This window comes from Olsenella sp. kh2p3 (assembly GCA_900119625.1).
In the GTDB taxonomy this organism is placed as follows: domain Bacteria; phylum Actinomycetota; class Coriobacteriia; order Coriobacteriales; family Atopobiaceae; genus Tractidigestivibacter.
The window spans coordinates 88,653-111,815 of sequence record FPKD01000005.1 but is presented as its reverse complement, the minus strand read 5'-3'; the positions used below and the strand labels follow the sequence as shown (position 1 = coordinate 111,815).

18 protein-coding genes are annotated in these 23,163 nt (G+C 65.7%); 7 read left to right on the top strand and 11 right to left on the bottom strand.

The genetic code is table 11. From position 1 onward, the window contains the following. Nucleotides 1-109: 109 nt before the first annotated feature. The 5 genes from BT122_RS07165 to tyrS form a co-directional block, all read right to left on the bottom strand. Nucleotides 110-1,054 carry a hypothetical protein gene (locus BT122_RS07165; protein WP_143190003.1) on the bottom strand — a complete coding sequence of 315 codons (945 nt, stop codon included), beginning with the start codon at nt 1,052-1,054 and terminating at the stop codon, nt 110-112. Between the two features lie 627 nt (nt 1,055-1,681). Further along, nucleotides 1,682-2,515 carry a prolipoprotein diacylglyceryl transferase gene (gene lgt, locus BT122_RS07160; protein WP_072355281.1) on the bottom strand — a complete coding sequence of 278 codons (834 nt, stop codon included), beginning with the start codon at nt 2,513-2,515 and terminating at the stop codon, nt 1,682-1,684. A gap of 15 nt (nt 2,516-2,530) precedes the next feature. Continuing rightward, nucleotides 2,531-2,830 (bottom strand): NifU family protein, encoded by a 300-nt coding sequence (locus tag BT122_RS07155; RefSeq protein WP_083432376.1) that lies wholly within the window; start codon nt 2,828-2,830, stop codon nt 2,531-2,533. A 98-nt stretch (nt 2,831-2,928) separates the two neighbouring features. Then, on the bottom strand, nt 2,929-5,454 hold the full coding sequence (locus BT122_RS07150) for a U32 family peptidase (RefSeq protein ID WP_072355280.1): 2,526 nt from the start codon (nt 5,452-5,454) through the stop codon (nt 2,929-2,931). A 209-nt stretch (nt 5,455-5,663) separates the two neighbouring features. Beyond that, a complete protein-coding gene (gene tyrS, locus BT122_RS07145) occupies nt 5,664-6,881 on the bottom strand; it encodes a tyrosine--tRNA ligase (RefSeq protein ID WP_072355279.1) in 1,218 nt (405 codons plus the stop codon). A 208-nt stretch (nt 6,882-7,089) separates the two neighbouring features. Here tyrS and BT122_RS07140 point away from each other — a divergent pair, with 208 nt between their 5' ends. Further along, nucleotides 7,090-9,339, top strand: a complete 2,250-nt coding sequence (locus BT122_RS07140; protein WP_072355278.1) for a transglycosylase domain-containing protein — start codon at nt 7,090-7,092, stop codon at nt 9,337-9,339. A 130-nt stretch (nt 9,340-9,469) separates the two neighbouring features. On the opposite strand, the gene BT122_RS07135 is transcribed toward BT122_RS07140, so the two are convergent. Then, the gene (locus tag BT122_RS07135; protein WP_059055161.1) at nt 9,470-9,904 is read right to left on the bottom strand and encodes an arginine repressor; all 435 of its coding nucleotides are present in this window, start codon (nt 9,902-9,904) and stop codon (nt 9,470-9,472) included. A 379-nt stretch (nt 9,905-10,283) separates the two neighbouring features. Here BT122_RS07135 and BT122_RS07130 point away from each other — a divergent pair, with 379 nt between their 5' ends. Beyond that, nucleotides 10,284-11,387 carry a papain-like cysteine protease family protein gene (locus BT122_RS07130; protein WP_143190002.1) on the top strand — a complete coding sequence of 368 codons (1,104 nt, stop codon included), beginning with the start codon at nt 10,284-10,286 and terminating at the stop codon, nt 11,385-11,387. 73 nt (nt 11,388-11,460) lie between these two features. Here BT122_RS07130 and BT122_RS07125 read toward each other — a convergent pair whose 3' ends face one another. The 3 genes from BT122_RS07125 to BT122_RS07115 all read right to left on the bottom strand — a co-directional run bounded on the left by BT122_RS07125 (nt 11,461) and on the right by BT122_RS07115 (nt 15,260). Beyond that, nucleotides 11,461-12,381, bottom strand: coding sequence for a proline iminopeptidase-family hydrolase (locus BT122_RS07125; RefSeq protein ID WP_072355277.1), 921 nt, complete (start codon nt 12,379-12,381; stop codon nt 11,461-11,463). Between the two features lie 78 nt (nt 12,382-12,459). Then, on the bottom strand, nt 12,460-13,443 hold the full coding sequence (locus BT122_RS07120; RefSeq protein ID WP_072355276.1) for an undecaprenyl-diphosphate phosphatase: 984 nt from the start codon (nt 13,441-13,443) through the stop codon (nt 12,460-12,462). Nucleotides 13,444-14,087: 644 nt separating this feature from the next. Further along, entirely contained in the window at nt 14,088-15,260 is a 1,173-nt protein-coding gene (locus tag BT122_RS07115; protein WP_072355275.1) for a putative endonuclease domain-containing protein, read from the bottom strand. 523 nt (nt 15,261-15,783) lie between these two features. Between BT122_RS07115 and yihA the strand changes: the two genes are divergently transcribed. The 4 genes from yihA to BT122_RS07095 all read left to right on the top strand — a co-directional run bounded on the left by yihA (nt 15,784) and on the right by BT122_RS07095 (nt 19,564). Further along, nucleotides 15,784-16,368: a ribosome biogenesis GTP-binding protein YihA/YsxC gene (yihA, locus tag BT122_RS07110; protein WP_072355274.1), complete on the top strand. Its 585-nt coding sequence runs from the start codon at nt 15,784-15,786 to the stop codon at nt 16,366-16,368. Nucleotides 16,369-16,447: 79 nt separating this feature from the next. After that, a complete protein-coding gene (locus tag BT122_RS07105) occupies nt 16,448-16,798 on the top strand; it encodes a hypothetical protein (protein ID WP_072355273.1) in 351 nt (116 codons plus the stop codon). Nucleotides 16,799-16,945: 147 nt separating this feature from the next. Beyond that, nucleotides 16,946-19,066, top strand: coding sequence for a HelD family protein (locus tag BT122_RS07100; RefSeq protein ID WP_072355272.1), 2,121 nt, complete (start codon nt 16,946-16,948; stop codon nt 19,064-19,066). A 237-nt stretch (nt 19,067-19,303) separates the two neighbouring features. Next, nucleotides 19,304-19,564, top strand: coding sequence for a TM1266 family iron-only hydrogenase system putative regulator (locus BT122_RS07095; protein ID WP_218161967.1), 261 nt, complete (start codon nt 19,304-19,306; stop codon nt 19,562-19,564). 61 nt (nt 19,565-19,625) lie between these two features. Here the strand turns inward: BT122_RS07095 and BT122_RS07090 are convergent, their stop codons facing one another. Continuing rightward, on the bottom strand, nt 19,626-21,038 hold the full coding sequence (locus BT122_RS07090; RefSeq protein WP_143190001.1) for an ATP-binding cassette domain-containing protein: 1,413 nt from the start codon (nt 21,036-21,038) through the stop codon (nt 19,626-19,628). Nucleotides 21,039-21,050: 12 nt separating this feature from the next. Next, a complete protein-coding gene (locus BT122_RS07085; protein WP_072355270.1) occupies nt 21,051-22,145 on the bottom strand; it encodes an ABC transporter substrate-binding protein in 1,095 nt (364 codons plus the stop codon). A gap of 423 nt (nt 22,146-22,568) precedes the next feature. Between BT122_RS07085 and BT122_RS07080 the strand changes: the two genes are divergently transcribed. Continuing rightward, on the top strand, nt 22,569-23,081 hold the full coding sequence (locus BT122_RS07080; RefSeq protein ID WP_072355269.1) for a YbhB/YbcL family Raf kinase inhibitor-like protein: 513 nt from the start codon (nt 22,569-22,571) through the stop codon (nt 23,079-23,081). Nucleotides 23,082-23,163: the final 82 nt, after the last annotated feature.

The window sequence follows — 23,163 nt, the reverse complement described above, 5'->3', positions numbered from 1 at the left end:
GAGGGGCCGGGGCCCGCCACACATTCGCACCCGAATCTGTATCCCGCGCAGGTCGATACAGGTTCGGACCCTGAATGTGTATCCGCGCTCACCACACGTTCGAGCTACCCTACTTTGGCAAGCCGCCCTCCCAGCGTAGAAGCCTGGTCCGCAGCTCGCGCCGACGCTCCCGCACCTCTCGCGACATGTCAATCTCGCCAAGCCCAAGCTGATGAGACAGTTGCACCGCCAGGTGATCCATTCTCGCCCCGTTAATCAGATGCTCGTACACAGCCACTAATACCTGCTGACCGTTGTCGAGCAGATCGTTCCGTCGCAGATTATCGGACACCATGTCGTGAAGTTCCGTGTGGTCTCGCCCGCCAAAGTACTCGAGAACGACGTTCCGATATCTCCACCAAAGGTCGGGAATGTAGTACGTTACCCCGCACTCATCGACATAGCAGCGCATATTGAGCTCCGGGGCAGGGAATCCGTACCCGCCCAGACGCGGGGGCAAGATGAGCACAAGTACCAGCACCGACTCCATTGGGGAGCCGGACTTTGGCAACAAGTATCGTAGTGCCTGACGAACATTCTTTATGCCATGCATCCCTTCTCGGCCATCCAACGCACGCTGAAGCGACTCGGGCGACATGCAAACGGGACGCCCGTAGATTGTTTGTTCTCCGCGCACCGGAAAGCGGTACGAGCCGCAGAGCTCGTAGCTAAGAAGAAGCAGCTCGAAGAAGTCAAAGCCATGTGAAAGCTGGAGAATCGTATCCTCGGGAGACGAAACAAAGACGTCATTGCCAATTGGTAGGAATAATCCGCCCCATTTCCAGAAGCGGGGACTTGCCAGTCGAGTGCAGTTGCGCCGAGCAGAGCTATTGACGAGCACTTCCCAAGGCGTCGTGAGCCCCATGACCGACGGAGCCAAGGCAGCCGCTTGCCTTTCCGAGGAGTTGGTCGAGCCAAGCCGAGCTATTCGAACCGGCCCCGGCGCACCCGCCGGCGGCCAGTCATGGATGCGCCAGTACTCAAGAGCCGTGGTATGTCCCAAGTAGATTGCCATGGCCCAAGCATATGGGCACCTGCCAGGTGAGCGATCAAGTTTCCGAGAAAGGCCGACAGGGTTCTTGCACGTGCCAGACAGCCAGCTTGCAGCACACGGGGTTTGCGCAGGAAAACGTGGGTGTGTTTTTCGGAGTTCCTGTTATCCTCGCTTGCAGCATATCGTGATCGCTACGGTAAATGCCCAGCTCAGAGCACGTGTGAGATATGAAGACGACGTGAAGGGAACGAGCATCAAAGATTTGCTGTTCTAGGCGTGCACACCGCGTCGCGGTCGTACACGGCAGTTTTCAACACGCAGTTTCTGGGAGAGCCACGGACAAGAGCTCAGGCGATGGTCTCAGCCGATACAGGTTCGTTGCCCGAACGCGTATCGACCTGCGCGGGATACAGGTTCGTGTCCGAATGTGTAGCAGCCCCCGGCCCCTCACGATACAGGTTCGTTGCCCGAACGCGTATCGACCTGCGCGGGATACAGGTTCGTGTCCGAATGTGTAGCAGCCCCCGGCCCCTCACGATACAGGTTCGTTGCCCGAACGCGTATCGACCTGCGCGGGATACAGATTCGTGTCCGAATGTGTGACGGGCCCCGGCCCCTCGTCCCGGTGCGCCGCTACGCAGCTGCAGCCTACGCCTCCTCGGCGTCGAGGTGTCCCACCTGCGGACGGTCGTTTCGCGAGGCTAGCACCAGCACCACAACCCCCGCCGCCACAAGCGGCAGGCTCAGGACCTGGCCCATCGTGAGCCAGCCGGTGCCGAGAAGGTATCCCAGCTGCGCGTCCGGCAGGCGCACAAACTCGATGAGAAACCTAAACACGCCGTACAGCATAAGAAACGTGCCAATGAAGGTGCCCTGCGGCCGGGACGGTCGCCGCCGCGACAGCGCGAACAGCACACAGAACAGCACCACGCCCTCAAGCAGAGCCTCGTAGAGCTGCGAGGGATGCCGATACACCGCGCCGCCGCTGGGGAACATCACGCCCCACGGCAGCGAGGTCTCCTTGCCCCACAGCTCGCCGTTCACGAAGTTGGCGCAGCGACCAAAGAAGAGCCCGATGGGCGCGCCGATGGCAGCAAGATCGGCCACCGTGAGCACCGAGAGCTTCCAGAGCTTGCACGCAATGGTGCCGCCGACAAGTGCCCCCACCAGCCCTCCGTGGAAGCTCATGCCGCCCTGGTTGAGGGCGAAGATCTCGAGCGGGTGCTCGAGGTAGTACCCCGCGCCGTAGAACACCACGTAGAAGATGCGTGCGCCCACGATGACGCCCACGGCGACGTCGATCATCACCGAGAGCACGTCATCGGTGGTGAGGTCGAGCTTCCAGCGCTTGGCCACGCGCGCGATCACCAGCCCCGCGCACACGAACCCCGCCAGGTACGCGATGCCATACCAGCGCACCTGGAAGGGTCCAAGCGTGAACGCGACTGGGTTGAGCGAGTGGTAGAAGTCGTTCAGCCACACGGGGCAGCACCCGTCCTAGAGAACCGCGGGCTGGACGCGGGTGACGCCGGGCACGTGCTCCTTGAGGATGCGCTCGATGCCCTCGGACATGTCGTAGGTCGAGAGCGGGCAGCCGGCGCAGGCGCCCTGCATCTCGAGGGTCACCACGCCGTCGTCGGTGCAGTCGACAAGGGCAAGGTCGCCGCCGTCGGCCTGCAGGCTCTGGCGGATGATGTCGATGGTCTCGGACAGCAGCTTGCGGTTGAGCACCGGCTTGGCCTCGTTGGCCTGGTCGTTTGCGACCTGCTCGGTGCTGGGGGTCTCGTTCTCTGCCATGGTCCTCTCCTCCCGCGCGGGTGCCCCCGCGCCTGTAGTCTCGCTCGAACTCACGATGTGCGAATTCCTAGCGCAATGATGGGTTACAGGGTCACATATTACCCAATGCCCGTGAAAAGATGCCCGGAGGTTGCGCCCTGCACACGAGGAGCAGGTCGCCTCCCCTCGGCCACGGCGGCAAGCGCGCGCACCACGCGCTCGACGGCAAACGCGCACTCCTCGGGCGAGAGAAGCGTGGCGTCGGCCATAAGGCGCGTGACGCCAGCGGCGACAAGGGCATCTGCCTGCGGCGTTGCGTCCAGCGGATGTGCCGCCCAAATGCGCGAGCGCCCGTGGACGTCCGTGCGCACCGGCAGGAGGTTGCCGTCGATGTCGCGCAGCGAGAGGCGCCGGCGGCGCAGCTCGCAGTTGGGGCAGTCGTGGATGCAGCGCCCGGCCGCCTGAAGCACGCAGTGCTCGCTGGTCATGGCACGCGCGCGCCCCGAGACCACAAGCCCCACGGGCACCGACGCCGCGCCCGCAAGCGCGCAGACCTCCTCCAGCGTGAGCTCGGGCGAGAGCCAGAAGCCCGCAGCGCCCGCCGCCTCAAGCGCCACAAGGCAGCTCTCGTTGTGCACGGGAATGCAGGTACGCACCTCGGGCAGCGCCCCGCGCGAGGCGGCAAGCGCCAGCTCGGAGACGTTGCCCACGCCCACGGGCTGATCGGCGCGCACCCAGGGGTCAAGCCGTGCGTGGTCGCCCTCGCGGCACACCTCGTCGAGCCAGGGAATCACGCCCTCCGGCCACGCGGCGCCATCCGCAAGCGCGTCTGCCGTCGCGTATACGCGCGCGGCGCCCGCCTCGAACGCAGCACGCGCGGCGCCGGCGGTGGCGACAAGCGCGCAGGCCTCCGGAGCTGGCCGCGTCCATGCGTCCGGCGCGGCAAGGCCGTCCCCCTCGCGCACCTCCACCAGGCGCGAAGTCACGCCGCGTGCCGAGGGCGCAACGGCCAGCCCTGTCCCACGCGCCTCGTACGGAGCAAGAATCTGCTGCTCAAGGGCACTGCACGCCTGCGCACGCACCTTGTGCACGGCCGAGAAGCCCATGCCCGCGCCCTCGTCCATCTGGACCTCAAACGAGACGGGCTCGAAGGGGCTCTGCCCCATGCGGCCCACGTGCTCGACAAGGTCTTCCCTGGTCACGGCCTTGGTGCGAGCCGGCTCAACCACAAAGCCCTCCGCCGTCGCCACGGCGCTCCCGTCCGCGCAGGCAAGCGTCACCGAGAAGGGCTCGCCCAGGCGCGCCCGCACGCTCACGGTGACGGGACGGCGGCGCGGCACGTCCAGCCCCGAGACACGCGCAGCGGCGTCCATCGCCGCCTGCGAGCGAATCACGCGCACCACCGCGCCAGCCGGGATGGGCCGAGAAACGCGGCAGGTGATCGTCTCGCCGGCAACGGCGTCGCGCTCGGCGCGCACGGTGAGGAACTGCGAGGGGTCATCCAGCGGCCGCAGCTCGAGCAGGTCGCCCTCCCCAACCGGCTGGTCAAGGCGAATCTCCACGTCCGCGCGGGTGAGGCGCCGCATGCGCTCGCGCCCGCCGTCCGAGCCGCCGCGCCGCACCAACGTGTCCTCCAGCTTGCGAGACGAGACGACCTCGCCCACCAGCTCGCCGCGGTTGTTGGAGCGCTCGTAGCTCATCATCTCGTCGCCGGAGCGGCCCCAGAGGTAGGCGTCCGTGAAGTCGCGGTTGAAGACGCGACGCAACGTGCGGTGGCGCGCAGCGTCGGCGCGCGCGTCCTTCTCGCCACCGGCGCCAAGCGCGTCGAGCGCACCGCGGTAGGCAGAGATCACGGCGTACACGTAGTCTGGCGACTTCATGCGCCCCTCAACCTTGAGCGAGGCCACACCCGCGTCACGCAGCTGGGGAAGGTCATCAACAACGCAATAGTCCTTGGGACAGAGAGGCCGTGTGCGGCCGGGGGCCTCGATTGCGTGGCCCTCCTCGTCCACCAGGTCGTACGGCAGGCGGCACGGCTGCGCGCAGAGGCCGCGGTTGGCCGAGCGCCCGCCGGCAAGCGAGCTCATCATGCACACGCCGGAGTAGCAGAAGCACAGGGCCCCGTGACCAAAGGCCTCAAGCTCCACGCCCTCCTGCGCAATGGTGCACATCTCGTCGAGCGAGAGCTCGCGCGAGAGCGTCACACGGCCAACGCCCAGCTCGCGGCACCAGGCCGTGCCTCGGGCATCGTGCACGTTTGCCTGGGTGGAGACGTGGCACTCGATCTGTGGCCAGCTGCGGCGCACCTCGGCGAGAAGGCCCCAGTCCTGGATGATGAAGGCGTCCGCGCCAAGCAGCCAGGCGCGGCGGATAAGCTCGAGCACCTGCGGAATCTCGCGCGTAGCAACGGCGATGTTCACCGTCACGTAGACGCGAGCGCCGGCAAGGTGCGCGCGGCGGCACGCCTCGCCAAAGGTCTCGTCGGTGAAGTTGTGAGCGCCGCGGCGGGCGTTGAAATTGTTGCCCAAGCCGCAGTAGATGGCGTCAGCACCGGCTGCAAGCGCAGCGTTGAACGCCTCTGGCCCGCCGGCTGGCGCCAGGAGCTCTGGCACGGAATGCGTGTCTCGAAAGTTGGGGAAGTGCATGAAGACCTCTTGAGTGTCTCGCCAACAAAAGTTCATCCGCAGCCCGCCACACGTGCGCGGGCCACGGATGAACCATTCTGAAACTATTGGGCGCCTGGCAAGGCCAGACGCATCATACGTGCGAAAAGACCACGCAGCGACAACCCGCCACCCGCGCGGGACGGCCGCCCCTGAGACAAAGGGACTGTCCCTTTGTCTCACGCAGCCCCCTACACCAGCTTAGCCCAGCGCTTCTTGCCGCTCTGCAGCACGGTGCCTGCCGAGAAGAGCGTGGGGTCCACGTTGTAGCACTTGGGCTCTACGGCCTTGCCGTCGATCTTGACGCCACCGCCGTCGATGAGGCGGCGCGCCTCGCCCGTGCCGCTGGCAATCTTCACGTCCACCAGGAGCTTGGCCAGGTAGACCTTGCCCTCGTCGTTCACCTGGACCGTGGAAAGCGGGAACTCGGCGATGTCCTCGGGGACCTCGCCCTTCTTGAACGTGGCGTCGAAGGCCGCCTGGGCGGCATCGCCCGCGCCCGCGCCGTGGTAGAGGTCGCAGATGTTGCGGGCAAGCTCGCGCTTGAGGGCGTACGGGTCGGCAGTACCGTCCTTGAACTGGGCATCGATAGCGTCAATCTCGTCCACGGAAAGCGTGGAGCACAGGCGGAAGTAGAGCGGCACCAGCTCGTCGGTGATGGACATGATCTTGCCGTACATGTCATCCGCGGGATCCGTGAGGCCAACATAGTTCTTGTAGGACTTGGACATCTTCTTCACGCCGTCGGTGCCCACGAGCAGCGGCACGGTGAGCGCCACCTGCGGCTCCATGCCCATGGCGCGCATGAGGTCGCGGCCGGCAAGGAGGTTGAAGATCTGGTCGTTGCCGCCCATCTCGACGTCCGCCTTCACCACAACGGAGTCGTAGGCCTGAAGGACGGGGTAGATGAACTCGTGCAGGGCAATGGACTGGCCGTTGGTGTAGCGGTTGTGGAAGTCCTCGCGCTCGAGGATGCGCGCCACGTTGAACTGGCTCATGAGCTTGAGCATCTTGGAGAGGTCAAGGGGCTTAAGCCAGTCGCCGTTGTGGACGATGGTGGTCTTCTCGGGGTCCAGCACCTTCATGGCTTGCGCAACGTAGGTCTTGGCGTTGGCCTCTACCTGCTCCTCGGTGAGGGGCGGGCGGGTGGAGTCGCGGCCGGACGGGTCGCCGATAAGGGCGGTGCCGTTGCCAATGATGAGCGTGACCTTGTGGCCCAGGTCCTGGAACTGGCGCATCTTGCGCAGGGGGACTGCGTGTCCAAGGTGAAGGTCGGGGCTGGTGGGATCGACGCCCAGCTTGATGTTGAGCGGCACCCCGCGCTCAAGCTTCTTGCGAAGCTCGTCCATGGGCACAATCTGCATGGTGCCCGACGTGATGACCTTCAGCTGTTCTTCGACTGGCAGCAAGGCTCTGTCCTCCGTGTGAGTTCGTATGTCTTCGCGGACCGCATCTGGTGCGACCGCGCACGCACAAGGATAGCGCAGGTTGGCGCCACGCGCCTGCCGCACAGGGCGTGCGCGAGCACCTCTCGCCTTGCGTCCACGCAGAACGGACACAAGCCCATAAAGCCCATTCCCTATAATGGGGACGATTGTGTCCACACAAGGAGGTTCCATGGGCATCAGAACCCGCAGGGCTCACAAGCACGCAAGTACGCACGCCGTCGGCTTTGGCATTGCCGGCGTTTTTGGTTTCATAGCGCTCTTCGCGTTGGCGCTCGCCCTGTCGCTGGGCTCGGTCGTGGACTCGTGGCTCCAAGACCTGCCCGACTACGAGTCGGCAGACGCCTACCTCGTGGCCGAGCCCACCATTGTCTATGCCGCCGACGGCACGGAGATAGCCCAGTACTACCTCCAGAACCGCCGCTCCGTCACGCTCGACAACATCTCGGACTACGTGAAGAAGGGCACCGTCGACGTCGAGGACGAGCGCTTCTACCAGCACAACGGCGTTGACCCCCAGGGCATCCTGCGCGCCATCGTGAGCCAGCTCAGCGGCCGCTCCGAGGGCGCCTCCACCATCACCCAGCAGCTGGTGAGAAACACGGTCCTCTCGTCCGAGCAGTTCGACCAGACCCTCAAGCGCAAGGTGCGCGAGGCGTACATCGCCATCCAGATGGAGAAGACCTACTCCAAGGACCAGATCCTCAACATGTACCTCAACACCATCTACTACGGCGAGGGCGCCTACGGCATTGAGGCAGCAAGCGTCACCTACTTCAACAAGGACGCGAGCGAGCTTACGCTGGCCGAGGCCGCAACGCTCGTGGGCATCCCCAACTCGCCCTCCTACTACGACCCCTTCGTGAACCCGGACGCCTGCGTCGAGCGCCGCAACAAGGTTCTTGGAAACATGCTTGAGATGGGCGACATCACGCAGGAGGAGTACGACGAGGCCACGGCCGAGGAGCTCACCCTCAACCCCGGCTCGCTGCAGGACGAGACGTCCGGCTCGTACCCCTACTTCACCGACTACGTGAAGACGCTCCTCCAGAGCGACTTTGACAACGACACCATCCTCAAGGGCGGCCTGCGCGTCTACACCACCCTCGACCCCACCTATCAGGAGGCCGCCGAGGAGGCCGTGAGCACCACGCTCGACAGCGCCAACAACGACCGCCTGAGCGCCGCGCTCGTGTGCATCGACAACGACACCGGCTACGTGAAGGCCATGGTGGGCGGCCGCGACTACTCCTCGAGTCAGTTCAACCTGGCCACGCAGTCAACGCGACAGGCAGGCTCCAGCTTCAAGACGTTCACCCTCACCGCGGCGATAAGCGCGGGCATGAACCCCAACATCACCCTCAACTGCAGCTCGCCCATGCAGATCACAAGCACATGGACGGTCAAGAACTACGGCAACCACCAATATGGCTACCGATCTCTGGCAAGCGCAACGGCCATCTCGTCCAACACGGCATACGCCCAGGTGGCAGAGGCCATTGGTGCCGATGCCATCGTCGACACCGCCTACTCGATGGGCATTACCTCCACGCTCTCGCGCTACCTGTCCATCACGCTTGGCGCCGTGAGTGTCTCGCCGCTTGAGATGTGCGACGCCTACTCCACGCTTGCCAGCGGCGGCCTGCACCGTGACGCCGTGTGCATCACCAAGATCGAGGACCGCAACGGCAACGTGGTCTACGAGCACCAGGACAACCCCACGCGCGCCGTAAGCGAGGCTGTGGCAGAAGCCGTGACCAACGTGCTCGAGGGCGTTGTCGCCAACGGCGCCACCGGTTACTACGTTGCCGACTACAACACCACCAACCAGCCCATCGCCGGCAAGACCGGTACCTCCGACGACGCCGAGGACCTGTGGTTCTGCGGCTACACACCCCAGATCACCTGCGCGGTGTGGTCGGGCTACCCCGACGCGCGCGTTGCGGTCACCGTCAACGGGGGCGTAGGCACAACACAGAACACCGTACAGCCCATCTGGACAAACTTCATGAACAAGGTGCTTGCCGGCGTGGCGCGCGAGGAGTTCCCCACCACAACCGATACGGTCGACTACAAGGACAACAGCTCGTGGACCTTCGTGGGCACCTCAGCCTCCACCAACTCGACCTCGTACAACACCGTCAGCGAGACCACCACAACCACCACGGACTCGCAGTCGACGACAAACCCCACCACATCCGAGAGCACGGGCTCCAAGACCGGCAACGGCGGAAGCACCTCGGGCAGCGGCACTGGCGGCAGCGGATCTGGCAGTGGGTCCGGTAGCGGCTCCGGCAACACCGGCGGCACCACTGGCGGCGAAACCGGTGGCGGTGGGACCAGCGGCACCGGCGAGACTGGCGGCGGTGGCACTGGCGAGAATACCGGCGGCACCACTGGCGGCGGAACTACGGGTCGGTAGCGCTCAAGGCGGAGCTGCGCCCGCGCAGAACATGAAAGGGGCCTCGGCGATGCGCCGGGGCCCTTCTCTGTGACGATGGTTCTTCTCGCCAGTCCTTCTCGCCAGCCAGGCGGCGCTGCCGGCAGAGGTGCTACTTGGAGCTGCCGAGCTTCTTCACAAGCGCCTGCAGGTCGGCGGCCTGCTTGCCGTCAACCGCAACCACAAGCACCGTGTCGTTGCCGGCGACGGAGCCCAGCGCGTGGGAGAGCGCGGCGCCGTCGATGGCAGCGGCCACGCCCGAGGCAGTTCCCGGCTGGCACTTGATCACCACGAGGTTCTCGGCCCGGAGCACGTCCACCACAAACTCGGAGAGCATGCGCTGCAAGTGGAGGTCTTCGGAGAGTACGTAGATACCCTCAGGGAGCTTGCGCAGGCCCATCTCGGTGATGTCTCTCGAGACCGTTGCCTGCGTGCACGAGAAGCCCAACTCCTGGAGCTCTTCCACCAGTGCGCGCTGGGTGCGAATAGACTTCTCACGAATTATCTGCCTTATGGCCTCTTGTCTGTCGTTTCTCTGCTTAGCCACGTGACGCCCCTCAACTAACAGGTGCTACCTTTCGTTCCACCACTAGTAATGGTGAATACTTGCTTCGGATTATACGTATCAAAGTTGACTCATATGTACGCGTTCACACAGGGGTCACACATGCACCATACCTGCAGAATGCGAGAGGCGCTTCTCAGCGAGAGGCCAACGCCGCGCCGCTTGAGTACTTGTTTTATCGCATTGGCACCACTCGGGGGACTCTCGCATGCCGCAAACGCAACGCTGTCTTATAGTGCATACATGACATGTGAGGTGGCATTCCGAATGGCCGGCCCAAGATGTCGTCCATTCGTAAAGCTGCATCGACCTTGAGCACGACCACGTGCCGCAAGCCCGCGCGCTACGCAAGGAGGGGGTCATGGAGTATTCCGACGGCAGGTCCCAGAGGCCCCAGCGAGACGCGGGGCGTTCCCGCAGCTCGCGCCCATATAGCGGAGAGGGACCGTCACGCAGGGGCAACAGCTCGCGCAATGGGCGTGGGATGAGCGGGGCCGGGCGGCCGCGCCAGCAGCGCCCCCTCAACTCTGGGTCGCGTGGCAACAGGCAGCACGGCTACGAGCTGCGCAGCCGCAGCATCGACTTTGGCAACGCGGGGCGCCGCCGGCGCATTGGCGGCTTTGACGCCCGCATGGTGCTCGCGCTGGTGCTGGCCATTCTCGCCGTTGTGCTTCTCGTCTTTGCGGTGTCCAGCTGCGTCGCGAACAACGCCGCCCAGCAGCAGGAAGAGACCGAAGCCGAGAAGCCCCGCGTGGCCACGGGCATCTCGGACAGCCTCTCGCAGGAGCTTACTGCCCGGCTTGACCAGGACGACCAGATCGCCCAGATTGCGAGCAACGCGGACCAGTACCCGGACGAGCGCCTGGTTGAGCTGGCGCTCAACGAGCCGGACGCCGTCTCGCTTGTCGCCGGCTACCTGGAGTCCGACAAGACGGCGCAGGCCTATGGCGAGGAGGCATCGGTTGGCAGCTATCCGCAGCTCTTCGACTGGGATTCCCGCTGGGGTGCCGTGGACTACGCCGGCAGCGCGCTTGCAGTGACGGGTTCTGGCCCCACGGTTATGGCCATGGCGACGATTGGCCTTACCGGCTCGACCGACAACACGCCCGCGACCATTGCCGCGCTGGCCGAGAAGGACGGCCTGGCCACCGGTGACTCCGGTATGAGCGGCGACTTCTTCACCACCGAGGCCAACTCGCTGGGCGTGGTCTATCACACCTACGACACCTCGGCGGACAACATCTCGACGGTGCTTACGTCTGGGACGGTGCTTGCCATGGAGGTCAGGGCAGACAGCCTCACTTCGTACGAGCACTGGATCTTGATTGTTGAGCAGGGCTCCGACGGCACCTACACCGTGCACGACCCCACGTCGAGCAGCGTGACGGCAAAAACCTGGGACGCCGACACGCTTGCCAGCTCATCCACGGGCAAGTTCTACGCGCTCACAAAGATGGCGTCGTAGCTGGGACGCCGGCCGCCGGGCAACGGGCGGCGGCACCGGGCGGCGACCTGCGCGGAGGCCGCGGCTGCTCGCGCTACTCGTGCTCCTCGAGGAAGCGCTCGACCACCGCGTTGTAGCGCTCGGGCTGCTCGCCGTGGACCCAGTGGGTGCCGTCGGGAAAGAGCTCCCAGCGGGAGCCGGGGATGCCGTCTGCCACCTGCTTGGCCACAAGCGGCGTGCACTCGTCCGCCGCGCCCGAGGTCACGAGCGTTGGGACGTCAATCGTGGGCAGCTGGTCCACCACGCTCCAGTGCGAGAGCGCGCCCGTGACCACGAACTCGCTCATGCCCTGCATGAAGTGGTAGCACTCGTCGCCCACCGGGTCGGGTTCCGGGCTGTGAAGATGCGCGGGCCTCTCGTCCTCGGGAACCTTCGAGACGTGGCGGCGGTAGTACTCGGCCGTCGCCACGCGGACCTCGGGGCGGGTGTAGTCACCGTCGACGTCCGCCTGCGCGAGGGCCTCGTCCATCTCGCGCGGCAGGTAGTGGCGAAGGCGTATGGCCTCGTGGAGCCACAGGTCCATGCTTGCGGGAGAACTGGCAACCACCATGGACGCCAGGCCGTCGTGGCCGTGCGCGTGCCAGGGCTCGCCGATGGCGTACATCATGGCGAGCATGCCGCCCCAGCTCTGGCCCAGGACGTGCAGGCGGTCCCAGCCAAAGTGCGTGGCGAGGTGCTCGCGGACGCAGGCCAGCTCGTCGAGGAAGAGCGAGCAGCCCCAGCGTTCCGGCATGGGCGGCGTCTTGGACCGGCCGCAGGAGATCTGGTCGTAGTAGACAACGGCGCGACCATACTTCTCGGCAATGCCGTCAAGGGACTGCAAGTAGTAGTGGGCAGCACCCGGACCGCCATGCAGGACGAGAAGGGGCAGCCTGCCCGGCTGGCACTCCCCCGCCACCCGGTAGTAGGTCTGGTATCCCGCAAACGGTATGTAGCCCTCGCGCTCCTTGAGCATGATGCGCGCTCCTCTCGGCCGTTTGTTCTTCTCGCCTGCCGGCGGTTGCAGCGTCGGCGCTGGCGTCTGCGCCAGCGCCTAGGCCGCCACCAGCGCGAAGTATGCGATAACGGCGACGCCCAGCACAATGCGGTACCAGCCGAAGGGCTTGAAGTCGTGCTTCTTCACAAAGCCCATGAGGAAGCGGATAGCCGCAAGCGATACCACAAAGGCCACGACACAGCCCGTAAGGAGAATGGCTGCCTCGGTGCCGGAGAACGTGTTGCCCTTGAGGAAGTACTTCACCAGGCGCAGACCGGACGCACCCACCATAACGGGGATGGCCAGGTAGAACGTGAACTGCGCCACAACGGTGCGCGAGCACCCCAGGATGAGGCCGCCGATGATGGTGGAGCCGGAGCGCGAGGTGCCGGGGACGATGGAGAGCACCTGGAAGAGGCCAATGCCCAGGGCCGTCTTCCAGTCGAGGTCGTCAATGTTCTGGATGCGGGCGTCCGCGTCTGCCACCTGCGAGACCGTGAGCTCCTGCTGCGGCTGGGACGCGCCGTTGTCAGAGCCGGAGAAGTGGCGCGGGCGGTACGCACCGGTCGCGCTTGTCGCAACGGTGGAGCCTGCGGCGGGCTCGGCCATCAAGCGCTGTGCGCGGCTCTCGCGGACGGTCTCAATCACGATGAAGGCAATGCCGTAGAAGATGAGTGCGGCGGCGATCACGAAGGGGCTGCCCAGGTGGTCCTCGATCCAGTCGTCAAGAGGAAGGCCGACAACAGCCGCAGGGACGCAGGCGACGATGGTCTTTGCCCAGAGCGTCCAGGTCGAGCGTCGCTCGCCGGCAGACTTGGTGCGCGAGAAGGGATTGAGCTCGTGGAAGAAGGCGACGAGGACGGCGATGATGGCGCCGAGCTGGATCACCACGAGGAACATGTCCCAGAAGTCCTTCGAGACGCTGAGCGGCATGAACTGCTGGACAAGGAGCATGTGCCCCGTGGACGAGACGGGCAGCCATTCGGTAATGCCCTCGACCACGCCATAGACCGCTGCCTTGAGTAGCTCGAGAAGATCCACGATTCCCCCTTCGTGCGCGAGCCGCCGGACGCGGCGCGCTTGCTGGATAACGTACTAATAATGAGGGGGCACTCCGCCACGCGCGGCGCAGACGGCGGGCATTCAGCGAAAAACTACGTGAGACAACGGGACAGCCCCTTCGTCTCATTCAGCGAAAAACTATGCGGAGACGGCTTGCGGGGGCTCCTCGGTGATCCGATTGCTGGCGCCTTGGGAGTCAAAGCCCTGGACTGCGAAGGTGTCCTGCTCGTCCTCGCGCGCACCCGCCTTGAGCAGCGAGGGAACACCCCACGCCAGAAAGCCCGCGAGAAGGGCGATGGCCGCGGCGATGAGCAGCGTGACGAGAATGGAGCGCTTGGGCTGCTCGCCAGGTATTTTGTCCTTGGTACCCGTGTGCGCTCCGTTCTTCTCGCAGGTATGGTTTCCTGGCCATTCTACCCCGACTTGCTGGGGAATCGCGCGCTGCGAGGTCTTCTCGGGCAGTGGGACGCTGCGGGGTCTTCTCGGGCGGGGCCCCGGGCGGGACCCCGGACCCGCCCGCCTACCGAGAATTACGCACGGTTGAGTTTGGCTTTGTGTGGTCCTGCGGTTTTGCGGTCTCCTCCTTCAGCCGTGCGTAATACGGTAGTGCGGCAGCGTCAACCCTATACGCCGTACCGCTGTACGAGGGGGACGAGCAATGCCGCATGGAGCTTCCGTCTGCGAATCATCTGCAGGTCGGTTGGCTGAACCAGCTCGACATCAAGGATGTGCGCAATCTGGCGCGCGAGAAGGGCCAGCCGAGAGTAATTCACGACCTGGGGATACCGTACGCGCAGTACGGAATGGCCCATCGTCACCAGGGAGTTCTGGCGCTCATTGTCCTCCGCGGCCTTCTCGGCATCCTCAACGGGATGGTGGTCATCGCCGTCATACTCTGCCGTAAGGCGCACCTCGTCCCACGCAAGGTCCAGCTCCATGCGGTTCTGGCTCGCAAGGTCACGCCGTAGCGGGTCAACGTCGATTGGATGGTTAAGCGTTGGGCGGGGCAGGCCGAACCCGCCAAGGTCGACGTCAAGCGACAGCATGAGCGCCAGCGCAGTCTCCATGGGGGATGCGGAACGATCAAACCCCAGCTCAACGGCCCTTCTCGCCCGCATGATACCCGCCGATGAGGGAAGCCCCGCCAGGTACGCGCGCATCTCATCTCGGGTCGCAAGCGGCGGGTGGCCAAAGGTCGCCTGGCAGGAAGGAGGCACTGCCGGCCGATACGTCCCGGCAAACTCCGTGACGGTGCGCGCCAGGCACACCAGGCGCCAGATGTTCTCCCATTCAAGGAGATCCGTCATCGAAAAGCCCTGCTCAGGCATGCCAAGGCGTGCGCGCAGCTCTCTTTCCGCCTCCATCTCACGACGTGTCCGTTCCTGCGTGATGCGCGTTGGGCGCCGAGCGCAGCCCAATTGAAGCACCGTGAAGCAGGGGCTGCTCACCAGCAGGCGCCTCTCGGCAACGAGGAAGCTCCCGGGCAGGATGGTATCACGCCAAACGTGAAGGTTGGCGCGCCGGCCGCGCGAGCGCGAGGAGGCCGTTGGGACGAGAAGCTCGACAGGGCCCGCGTCCAAGCCAATCCCGTGCAAATTGGCGGTGGCGGCGAGTCGGCCAAACTGGCGCTGTCCCGTAACGCAGCAGCCAGACGGCAGGAACTGTCGACTTGATCCCACTGGCCAGCGTTCCACCTCTTGTCCGGCAAGATTCCAGCAGGCGATTCTCGCCGACTCGTGGCTTACGAACGCGACGGGCTCCTCTGCCGAGAAGCCCTCAGACAACGTCTGCCCCACAGCCCTTCCTCCTCCCGGCGACTCGCGATTCGTGGGCACACGGTATTCCGCGTTAGCCCTGCGCGAGAAAAACCTCGGCGAACGGCAAAGGAGTTTTGACAGCTCCGTGCAAGATTCCTGTCAGGCGTTCTTCTCGGTCGCGTAATGCTCGGCGGAGATGGGGTCCTTCCTGGGGAACCGGTGTCCCACTTGATCAAGTTGGCTTTCGGCCCTACGGGCTGTCTTTCCAGAACCTCCGCTTGTGACTTTTCTGCTCGGGACTTTTCCGAACGTGGAATTACGCACGGCTGAAGGCGAGACGGACAAAGCCCCAGGACTCCACAAAGCCAAACTCAGCCGTGCGTAATTCGGTAATACGGCAGCACCTCGAGCGCGCAATCTAGGCCGGGGGGACTCGGAACGCAAGGAGTCCGGGGGCCCTTCGACCTGGAACGCAAGGAATCCACAGCCGAGAATAGCTGCGGCACCGGCTGCTTCGGGTAGAATCGACACCCAAAGGCATCGTGAAAAGAGGACACCACCCATGGCGCTCAACCTGCAGAACGCTCGCTTCATCGCTTCGTACGGCACCGTCGACGGGCTCCCCGCCCCCACCACGCCCGAGGTCGCCTTTGTCGGCCGCTCCAACGTGGGCAAGTCGTCGCTTCTCAACAAGCTGCTCGGGCGCAAGGCTCTCGCGAAGGTCTCGTCGCAGCCGGGCAAGACGGCCAACGTGAACTTCTTCGAGGCAGACGGCATCAGCTTTGTCGACCTGCCCGGCTACGGCTACGCGCGCGTCTCGATGGCCGAGCGCCAGCGCTGGGCCGACCTCATCTCGGGCTACTTCTCGCAGGAGCGCAGCTTCAACCTAGTCATCGCCCTCGTCGACGTGCGCCTTGAGGCGCAGAAGCTCGACCAGGACATGCTCGCGTTCCTCCGCGAAAACGACCTGCCCTTTGTGGTCGCGCTCACCAAGGCAGACAAGCTCAGCCGGCCCAAACAGACGCGCCAGGTTGCGCTTCTCTCGCGCCAGCTCGAGGTGCCGCGCGAGCAGATGCTGCTTACCTCCGCGCAGACCGGCCTGGGCATCGACGAGCTGCGTCATCGCATCGAGAAGGCCTGCGACTAGGCGCGGCGCGGCACCGCCGGCCCGCCGGCGCGCTGCACGCGGCCCGCATCAAGAATACCAACGCAACAAGGAGACACGCATGTCCGCACGTAGGCGCGAGCCCGAGAGGCTCGAGGAGTTTGTCTTTGAGAGCACCACGATGGTCCTTGCCGCCGGCCTCGAGATGACCAAGCACTCCATCACCTCGGCACCGGGCGAGTTCGTGCGCGAGAAGGGCCCGCTGGGCATTGGCTCCACCTGGCGCTGCCAGGTCTTCGAGGAGCTGGTGGGCCGCATCAACGCAAAGGAGATGGGCGCGCTGGCGCTGGGCGCGGGCCTCGACCCCAAGGCGCTCCCCGACCGCGTCCCCTGCACCGTGACGTACTCGAACGCCGGGGGCTTTCCCTCCTGCACCGTGCAGCTTGCGGTCGACGGGAACGCGGCAAATTAACGCGCGCGGTACCGGCTGCGCGGTCCCGGCTGCGCGGCCATCGCCCCTCTCGCCCCACGCCCCTCTCTGCCGCCGTCCTTCTCGCCCCACGCCCCGCTCGCGCTACAATAGTCCGTCACGCTTTCGTGCCGGGCACTGGGAGGACGCATGGCAGACGAGTTGCACGACGATACGTTCCGCGAGGAGCAAGACCACCTGAGGGCGATATACGCCCAGCTCTGCGACCTGCGGGACACCCTCACCGAGGAGATAGAGACCAGCCACAAGGGCGCGGCGGACGACCTGCGCGAGATGAGCGAGGAGATTCGCCCCGACTTTGGCGGCACCGACGAGACCATGGAGACCCTCGCCGCCATCGAGACGCTCAACTCGGTCATCGACACGTACAACCAGTACCACGACTTCACCGTCGAGAAGCTCCAGCGCGTGCTCCTGCTGCTGCGCCAGCCCTACTTCGCCAAGGTCACGCTCGAGATGCGCCCCGGCCGCCCGCCCCGCGACGTCTACATTGGCGCCGCGGGCATGACCGACGAGCGCAAGCGCCCGCTCATCGTGGACTGGCGCAGCCCCGTGGCCGAGACCTACTACAACCAGGAGATGGGCCCCACCTCCTACCAAGTGGACGGCCGCACGCGCACCGTCAACCTGCTGCTGCGCCGCCAGTTCGACATCACGCGAGACACGCTCAACTCCTACTTCGACACCACCGTGGCCATCGAGGACTCGTTGCTTCTCGGCGCGCTCAAGAAGCACCACTCCGAGAAGCTCGCGGCCATCACCGCGACCATCCAGCGCGAGCAGAACGCGGTCATCCGCCACGAGGACGTGCCCGTGCTACTCGTGAGCGGCATCGCCGGATCGGGCAAGACCTCGGTGCTGCTCCAGCGCGTGGCGTACCTCTTCTACCAGGAGCGCAAGACCCTCTCGGCCGACCAGGTCTTCCTCTTCACGCCCAACGACGTCTTCCGGCACTACATCGACACGGTGCTGCCCAGCATGGGCGAGAAGAACCCGCGCATCTTCACGTGGCGCGGCTTTCTCGCCAGCCTGGGCCTCTCCGAGCGCGGCGACGGTCGCGACGGCGACCCGGCAGAGCTCGAGCGCCTGGAGGAGGGCGTGCGCACGATGACGCTTGAGCCCGACGACCTGCGCGAGGTTCGTCTCGGCGACCGGGTGCTGCTCAAGGCGTCCTCGGTGGCGGGCGCCGTTGCCAAGTTCTCGCAGATTCCCGTGGGACCGCGCCTCACCGCCCTTGTGAAGGACGAGCTGCACGACCGCCTCGACCGCAAGCTGGCGGCGCTCGCGAAGAACGAAGACGTGTGGGAGGAGATGCTCGGCCTGGACGTGGAGGAGCAGGTCGAGGTCTTTGGCCAGACGATAAGCCCCGCCGACGACGAGGAGTGCGCCGCCTACGCGCTCGCGTACGTGCGGCACCTCTTCTCCGGGGCGCACGATGAGATAGAGCGCGGCAACTGGCTGCGCATCGACCGCATTGGCATGCGCGTACTGGGCAAGAGCGCGCTCACGGCGGCCGAGTGGGTCTACCTCAAGCTGCTGGTTATGGGCGGTGGCGAGAAGTCCGCGCGCTACGTGATGGTGGACGAGGTTCAGGACTACACCGTGACGCAGCTCATGGTGCTGGCGCGCTACTTCCCGCGCGCCCACTTCATGCTGCTGGGCGACGAGCACCAGGCCATCCGCGAGGGCACAGCGAGCTTCGACCAGGTGCGCCAGATCTTCTCGGCGACGCATGGCGAGGTCGAGACCTGCGAGCTTCTCACGAGCTACCGTTCGAGCCCGGAGATAACGGAGCTGTTCACGAGCCTGCTGCCGCTGGACGAGCGTGCGCGCCTCACCTCGGTGCAGCGCGCGGGCACGCCGCCGCGCGTCATGGAGGTGGCGGACGGCGACGCAGGGCGCTACGTGGCCGAGCTGGCACGCATTGCCGAGAAGGCCGCGGGCAAGGAGGGCCTCACCGCTATCGTCGCCGCCGACGCCGCGCGCGCCAACTGGCTCTCGAAGCAGCTGGGAGACCGCGTACAGCTCGTGGACCGCAACTCCCTCATGCCCGCGAGCGGCGTGGTGCTGATGGACCTGCGCCTGGCCAAGGGCCTCGAGTTTGACCACGTGGTGGTGCCCGACGCGCAGGCGGAGGTCTACCCCGACACGCCGCTTTCGCGCCGCAGGCTCTACACCGCCATCAGCCGTGCGATGCACGAGGTCACGATCGTGTCACAGGGGGAGCTGACGCCGCTTCTCGCACGGTAGGGCGCGGTGCGCGCCGGAAGGCCCCTCTCGTACGCGGTTGCCGCTGGACCCCCCGTTCCGGCGCCAAAACGACGCCGGAGGGCCCCTTTCGTATGGAATCCCGTCGGGAACCCCCGCCCCGGCGCGAAATCCGCGCACGAAGGCCCCTCTCGTACGAGAATCCCAACAAAGTCGCGCCTCTGGCGTCAGAATCTCGCCGGAGGCGCGTATTGTGTCGGTTGGAGCTGAGAGAAGCGTATGCCACAGGAGGCAGCCATGGAGACCCGCGTAGCAGTGCTGGGAATCATCGTCGAGGACCCGGATTCTGTCGCGCGCCTCAATGAGGTGCTGCACGAGAATGCCGACATCATCATCGGCCGAATGGGCATCCCCTACCCCAAGCGCCACATGAACGTGATCTCCGTGGCCGTGGACGCGCCGCAGGACACCATCGCGGCGATGGCCGGCCGCATCGGCGCCATCCCCGGCATCAGCGTGCGGGCGGCATACTCGAAGTAGTAGCGTCTCGACGATAGGGGCAGATTATTCTCACGAGAATAATTCTACCGAGAATAATCTCCTACCTCTCACGCCGCGCGACGCCCAGCCGCGCCGGCCGCGCGTCGAGAAACTCGACGTCGCCGGGGGCGTGCGAGGCCACAAGCAGCGTGCGACCGCCCAGATGGCGCAGCACAAAGGCCGCCGCCGCCTGGTGCGAGGCAGCATCAAGCGAGGCAAAGGGCTCGTCGAGAACAACTGCCGCGCCGGGATGCGCGAACGCCCGCGCAAGCTCAACGCGGCGACGCTGCCCACCAGAGAGCTCCGAGACCGGCCTACCCAGCGCGTCCTCCGGCAGCAGCTCTGCGAGAAGCGTGTGCGCCTCGTCCGCCGAGAGCGCACACGCCGAGCAGAGCAGCACGTTCTGCTCGGCAGTCATTGCCTCCACCAGCCGGGTGTCCTGGAACTGCACGGAGAGCGCAACCGAGCCCGGTGCCTGGACGCGCCCCGAGAGCGGGGTGAGTAGTCCGCAGACCGTGCGCACCAGCGTGGTCTTGCCAGCGCCGGAGGGGTCGGCGAGCACCGTGCGCGAGCCTGCCTCCAGCGCGAGGTTGCAGGTGGCAACGGGCTCGCCGTCGTAGCCCAGGGTGACGTGATCGAGCGAGATCGCAGCCGCTGAGGGCTGCCGGCGCCGGTCGGCCACCGGCCGCGGCACGCTTGCCGAGAGCGCCCAGCCACCGGTTGCGCGCAGGAGCGCGAGGAATGCCTTCTCGCACGCCCACGAGAGCGCCACCACCACGATGGTCCACGCAAAGAGGTCGCCGGTCTCGAGCAGGAGCTTTGCCTGGTAGATGCGCTCGCCCATTGAGCCGCGCGGACTGCCTATAAGCTCGGCGGCCACGCCCGCCTTCCACGCCATGCCGCAGGCGTTCCTGCACGTGGCCACCAGGTACGGGAGGAGCTGCTGCCAGGTGTCTGCCAGAAAGCGGCGCCAGCCGGGCACGCCCATCACGCGGAGCAGCTCGCCCAGGCCGGGGCTCGCCGAGGAGCGGCCCTCCAGCACGCTGAAGTAGATGGCAGGGAACACGGCGAGGAAGGCCGCAATCGCAGAGACCCGCACCGATCCCACCCACATGAGCAACAGCACAATCACGCAAACGATGGGCACGCTCTTGAGAAAGCTCACCGCCGGGGCGAGAAGCTCGGCCAGCGCGTGCCAGCGGTGCGCGGCAAGACCCAGCAGCAGGCCAAGTACGAAGGCCGCGGCAAAGCCCGCGGCAATTCTCGCCAGCGAAAAGCCCACCGTGGACCAGAAGGCTGCCGTGGGAACGAGCTGTGCCAGGCGCACAAGCACCGCAGCGGGACCAGCAAGCAGGAGCTCGGAACCAACTGCCATGCTCGCCAGCTGCCACACGAGAAGCCAGAAGGCAACGGCGCCCGCGCGGCGCAGCGCGTCGCGCGGGGTCACGGGCGTCTTGTTGTTCTCCGCCGACACCTTGGCCGCAGCCTAGGCCACGTAGTAGAAGTCGTCGCCGGGGAGCGCTCCGCCCACCGAGGAGGCGTCAGCGTCGTAGAGGACCTGCAGGTAGCCGGAGAGCGCCGAGCGCATGTCCTCGCCCGTGGTGCAGACGATGTTGCACTTGGGGATGGCCTTCTCGGCGATGGCCTCGCTGGCAACTATGCCGGCCTTCACCACGAGGGGCGCTGCGGCAGCAGGGTCGCCGTTCACGGTGTCGACGGACTGGGCGTGGCGCGAGAGGAAGTCGGAGATGGCCTCGGGGTGGTCGTCCACGAACTCGGAGCGGGCGATGGTCACGCCCATCACGAACTGGCTGCCCGAGCCGGCGGCGTAGCGGTCCCAGACGTCGGTCAGGCTCACGGGTGCCAGGAGCGAGGAGTTCTTTGCCAGCGTGGCCGTGGTAAAGGGCTCGGGCAGGATCGCCACTGCGGTTGGGTCCGCCTGGATGGCGGCGGCGCACTCGCTGTGCTCGCTCTTGAACTCGATGCTCACCTGGTCCTTGATGCCCGCCTGGTCGAGAAGGTAGTTGAGCGTGTACTCGGGGCTGGCGCCCTGGCCCGAGAGGTAGACGGTGTGGCCGGCGAGGTCCTCGAACTGCTCGACGGACGAGTCGCCGGTGACCACGGAGAGAACGCCCAGCGTGTTGACGTCGATCGCGCGGATGCCGCCCTGGGTCTTGTTGTAGAGGACCGAGGCGACGTTCGAGGGCACGAGGGCGATGTCCGTCTCGCCCTGGATGACCTGGGGAAGGACCTGGTCGGGCGAGCCGGAGATGGTGTAGGAGTAGGTTATGCCAGTTGAGCCCTCAGCGGGCTCGGTGGGGGTGTCCTCGGTGGGGACGCCGGAGGTGGTGTCCATCATCGAGACCAGGCCGATGGCGGTGGGACCCTTGAGGGAGGCCACGCGGACGGTCACGTCCTCAGTGGCGGCGGAGGCGTCCGAGGAGGACGATGCGTCGCTGGTAGAGGCGGTGTCCGTGGACTGCGTCTGGCTTGCGCCACAGGCAGCGAGCGCAAGGCCGGCAGTGATGGAGCCAAACGCGGCGAGCGCCTGGCGACGGGTGAGATTGGTGTTCTTGAGCATTGCGTTCTCCTCACATGTTGTCGGCGTCGCGGGGTGGGCGCCTCTCTTCTGTGGTGTGGTCGCTTCTGGGGTCGCGACCTGCTTGGGAGCCCTTCGTCCGGCCGCTTCCGCAGACTCGCGTTGGGCGAGGCCATTCTAGCATGCCCTCCTCGAGCCCCTCCTCGAGCCCCGAGCCTCTCGGTCCCCCTCCTCGAGCCCCGAGCCCCTCCTCGCCCCTCTCATTCTTTATCGGTATATGTGAATCTCGTTTGCGATTACCTGGGCAAACGTCGGCTCCGTTTCACAGATACCGATAAAGAAGGAGGTGGGCGAGGAGGGGTGAAGAAGGAGGTGGATGAGGGGTGGGGACCGAGGGGCGGAGCCATGGCGGCTGCGGATACAATAGTCGAGAGGCACAAGGCACCCCAACACAGGGAGGCAAACATGGACGTGCACGTGAAGCTCGACGAGAACGGCTACATCCCCGACGCCTATGCAAAGCATGCTGACGCTGCCGGTCTCTACGCTGGCACCCCAACGCGCTCGTTCCCCTTCGAGGTCACGGGCGTTCCCGCAGGAGCGGCCACGCTCGCCGTGGTCTTCTACGACGTCGACTCCATCCCCGTGTGCGGGTTCCCCTGGATCCACTGGTGCGCCTGCGGAATTCCGGCAAGTGTCGCCACGTTCCCCGAGGACGCCTCCAACCAGCGCTTCGCCGGTATGGTTCAGGGCAAGAACTCCTCGGCCTCGCGCCTGGTGGGAAGCCAAGACCCGCTTCTCACCTGCCGCTACAACGGCCCGCAGCCTCCCGACCGCGACCACACCTACACGCTGCGCGTCTACGCGCTTGACAATGCGCCGCAGCTCAGGGAGGGGTTCTGGCTCAACGAGCTGCTCCACGCCATGGAGGGTCACATCCTGGGCGAGGCCGTGGCGCAGCTTCCCGCCCGCGTGTAGCCGGCGGCCATACCGCCCTGCGTCTCGCCCGCCGCGCGCCCCAGCGTGTACCATGGGGAAGTCTGAAAGAACTCCACCCTAA

Excerpts from the sequence above, each read along its gene's own strand:
- BT122_RS07140 (WP_072355278.1), top strand. The coding sequence starts at position 7,090 with ATGGGCATCAGAACCCGCAGGGCTCACAAGCACGCAAGTACGCACGCC.
- BT122_RS07155 (WP_083432376.1), bottom strand. The coding sequence starts at position 2,830 with ATGGCAGAGAACGAGACCCCCAGCACCGAGCAGGTCGCAAACGACCAG.
- BT122_RS07095 (WP_218161967.1), top strand. The coding sequence starts at position 19,304 with ATGCCACAGGAGGCAGCCATGGAGACCCGCGTAGCAGTGCTGGGAATC.
- BT122_RS07080 (WP_072355269.1), top strand. The coding sequence starts at position 22,569 with ATGGACGTGCACGTGAAGCTCGACGAGAACGGCTACATCCCCGACGCC.
- BT122_RS07105 (WP_072355273.1), top strand. The coding sequence starts at position 16,448 with ATGTCCGCACGTAGGCGCGAGCCCGAGAGGCTCGAGGAGTTTGTCTTT.
- BT122_RS07125 (WP_072355277.1), bottom strand. The coding sequence starts at position 12,381 with ATGCTCAAGGAGCGCGAGGGCTACATACCGTTTGCGGGATACCAGACC.
- BT122_RS07165 (WP_143190003.1), bottom strand. The coding sequence starts at position 1,054 with ATGGCAATCTACTTGGGACATACCACGGCTCTTGAGTACTGGCGCATC.
- BT122_RS07085 (WP_072355270.1), bottom strand. The coding sequence starts at position 22,145 with ATGCTCAAGAACACCAATCTCACCCGTCGCCAGGCGCTCGCCGCGTTT.
- BT122_RS07130 (WP_143190002.1), top strand. The coding sequence starts at position 10,284 with ATGGAGTATTCCGACGGCAGGTCCCAGAGGCCCCAGCGAGACGCGGGG.
- BT122_RS07100 (WP_072355272.1), top strand. The coding sequence starts at position 16,946 with ATGGCAGACGAGTTGCACGACGATACGTTCCGCGAGGAGCAAGACCAC.
- yihA (WP_072355274.1), top strand. The coding sequence starts at position 15,784 with ATGGCGCTCAACCTGCAGAACGCTCGCTTCATCGCTTCGTACGGCACC.
- BT122_RS07150 (WP_072355280.1), bottom strand. The coding sequence starts at position 5,454 with ATGCACTTCCCCAACTTTCGAGACACGCATTCCGTGCCAGAGCTCCTG.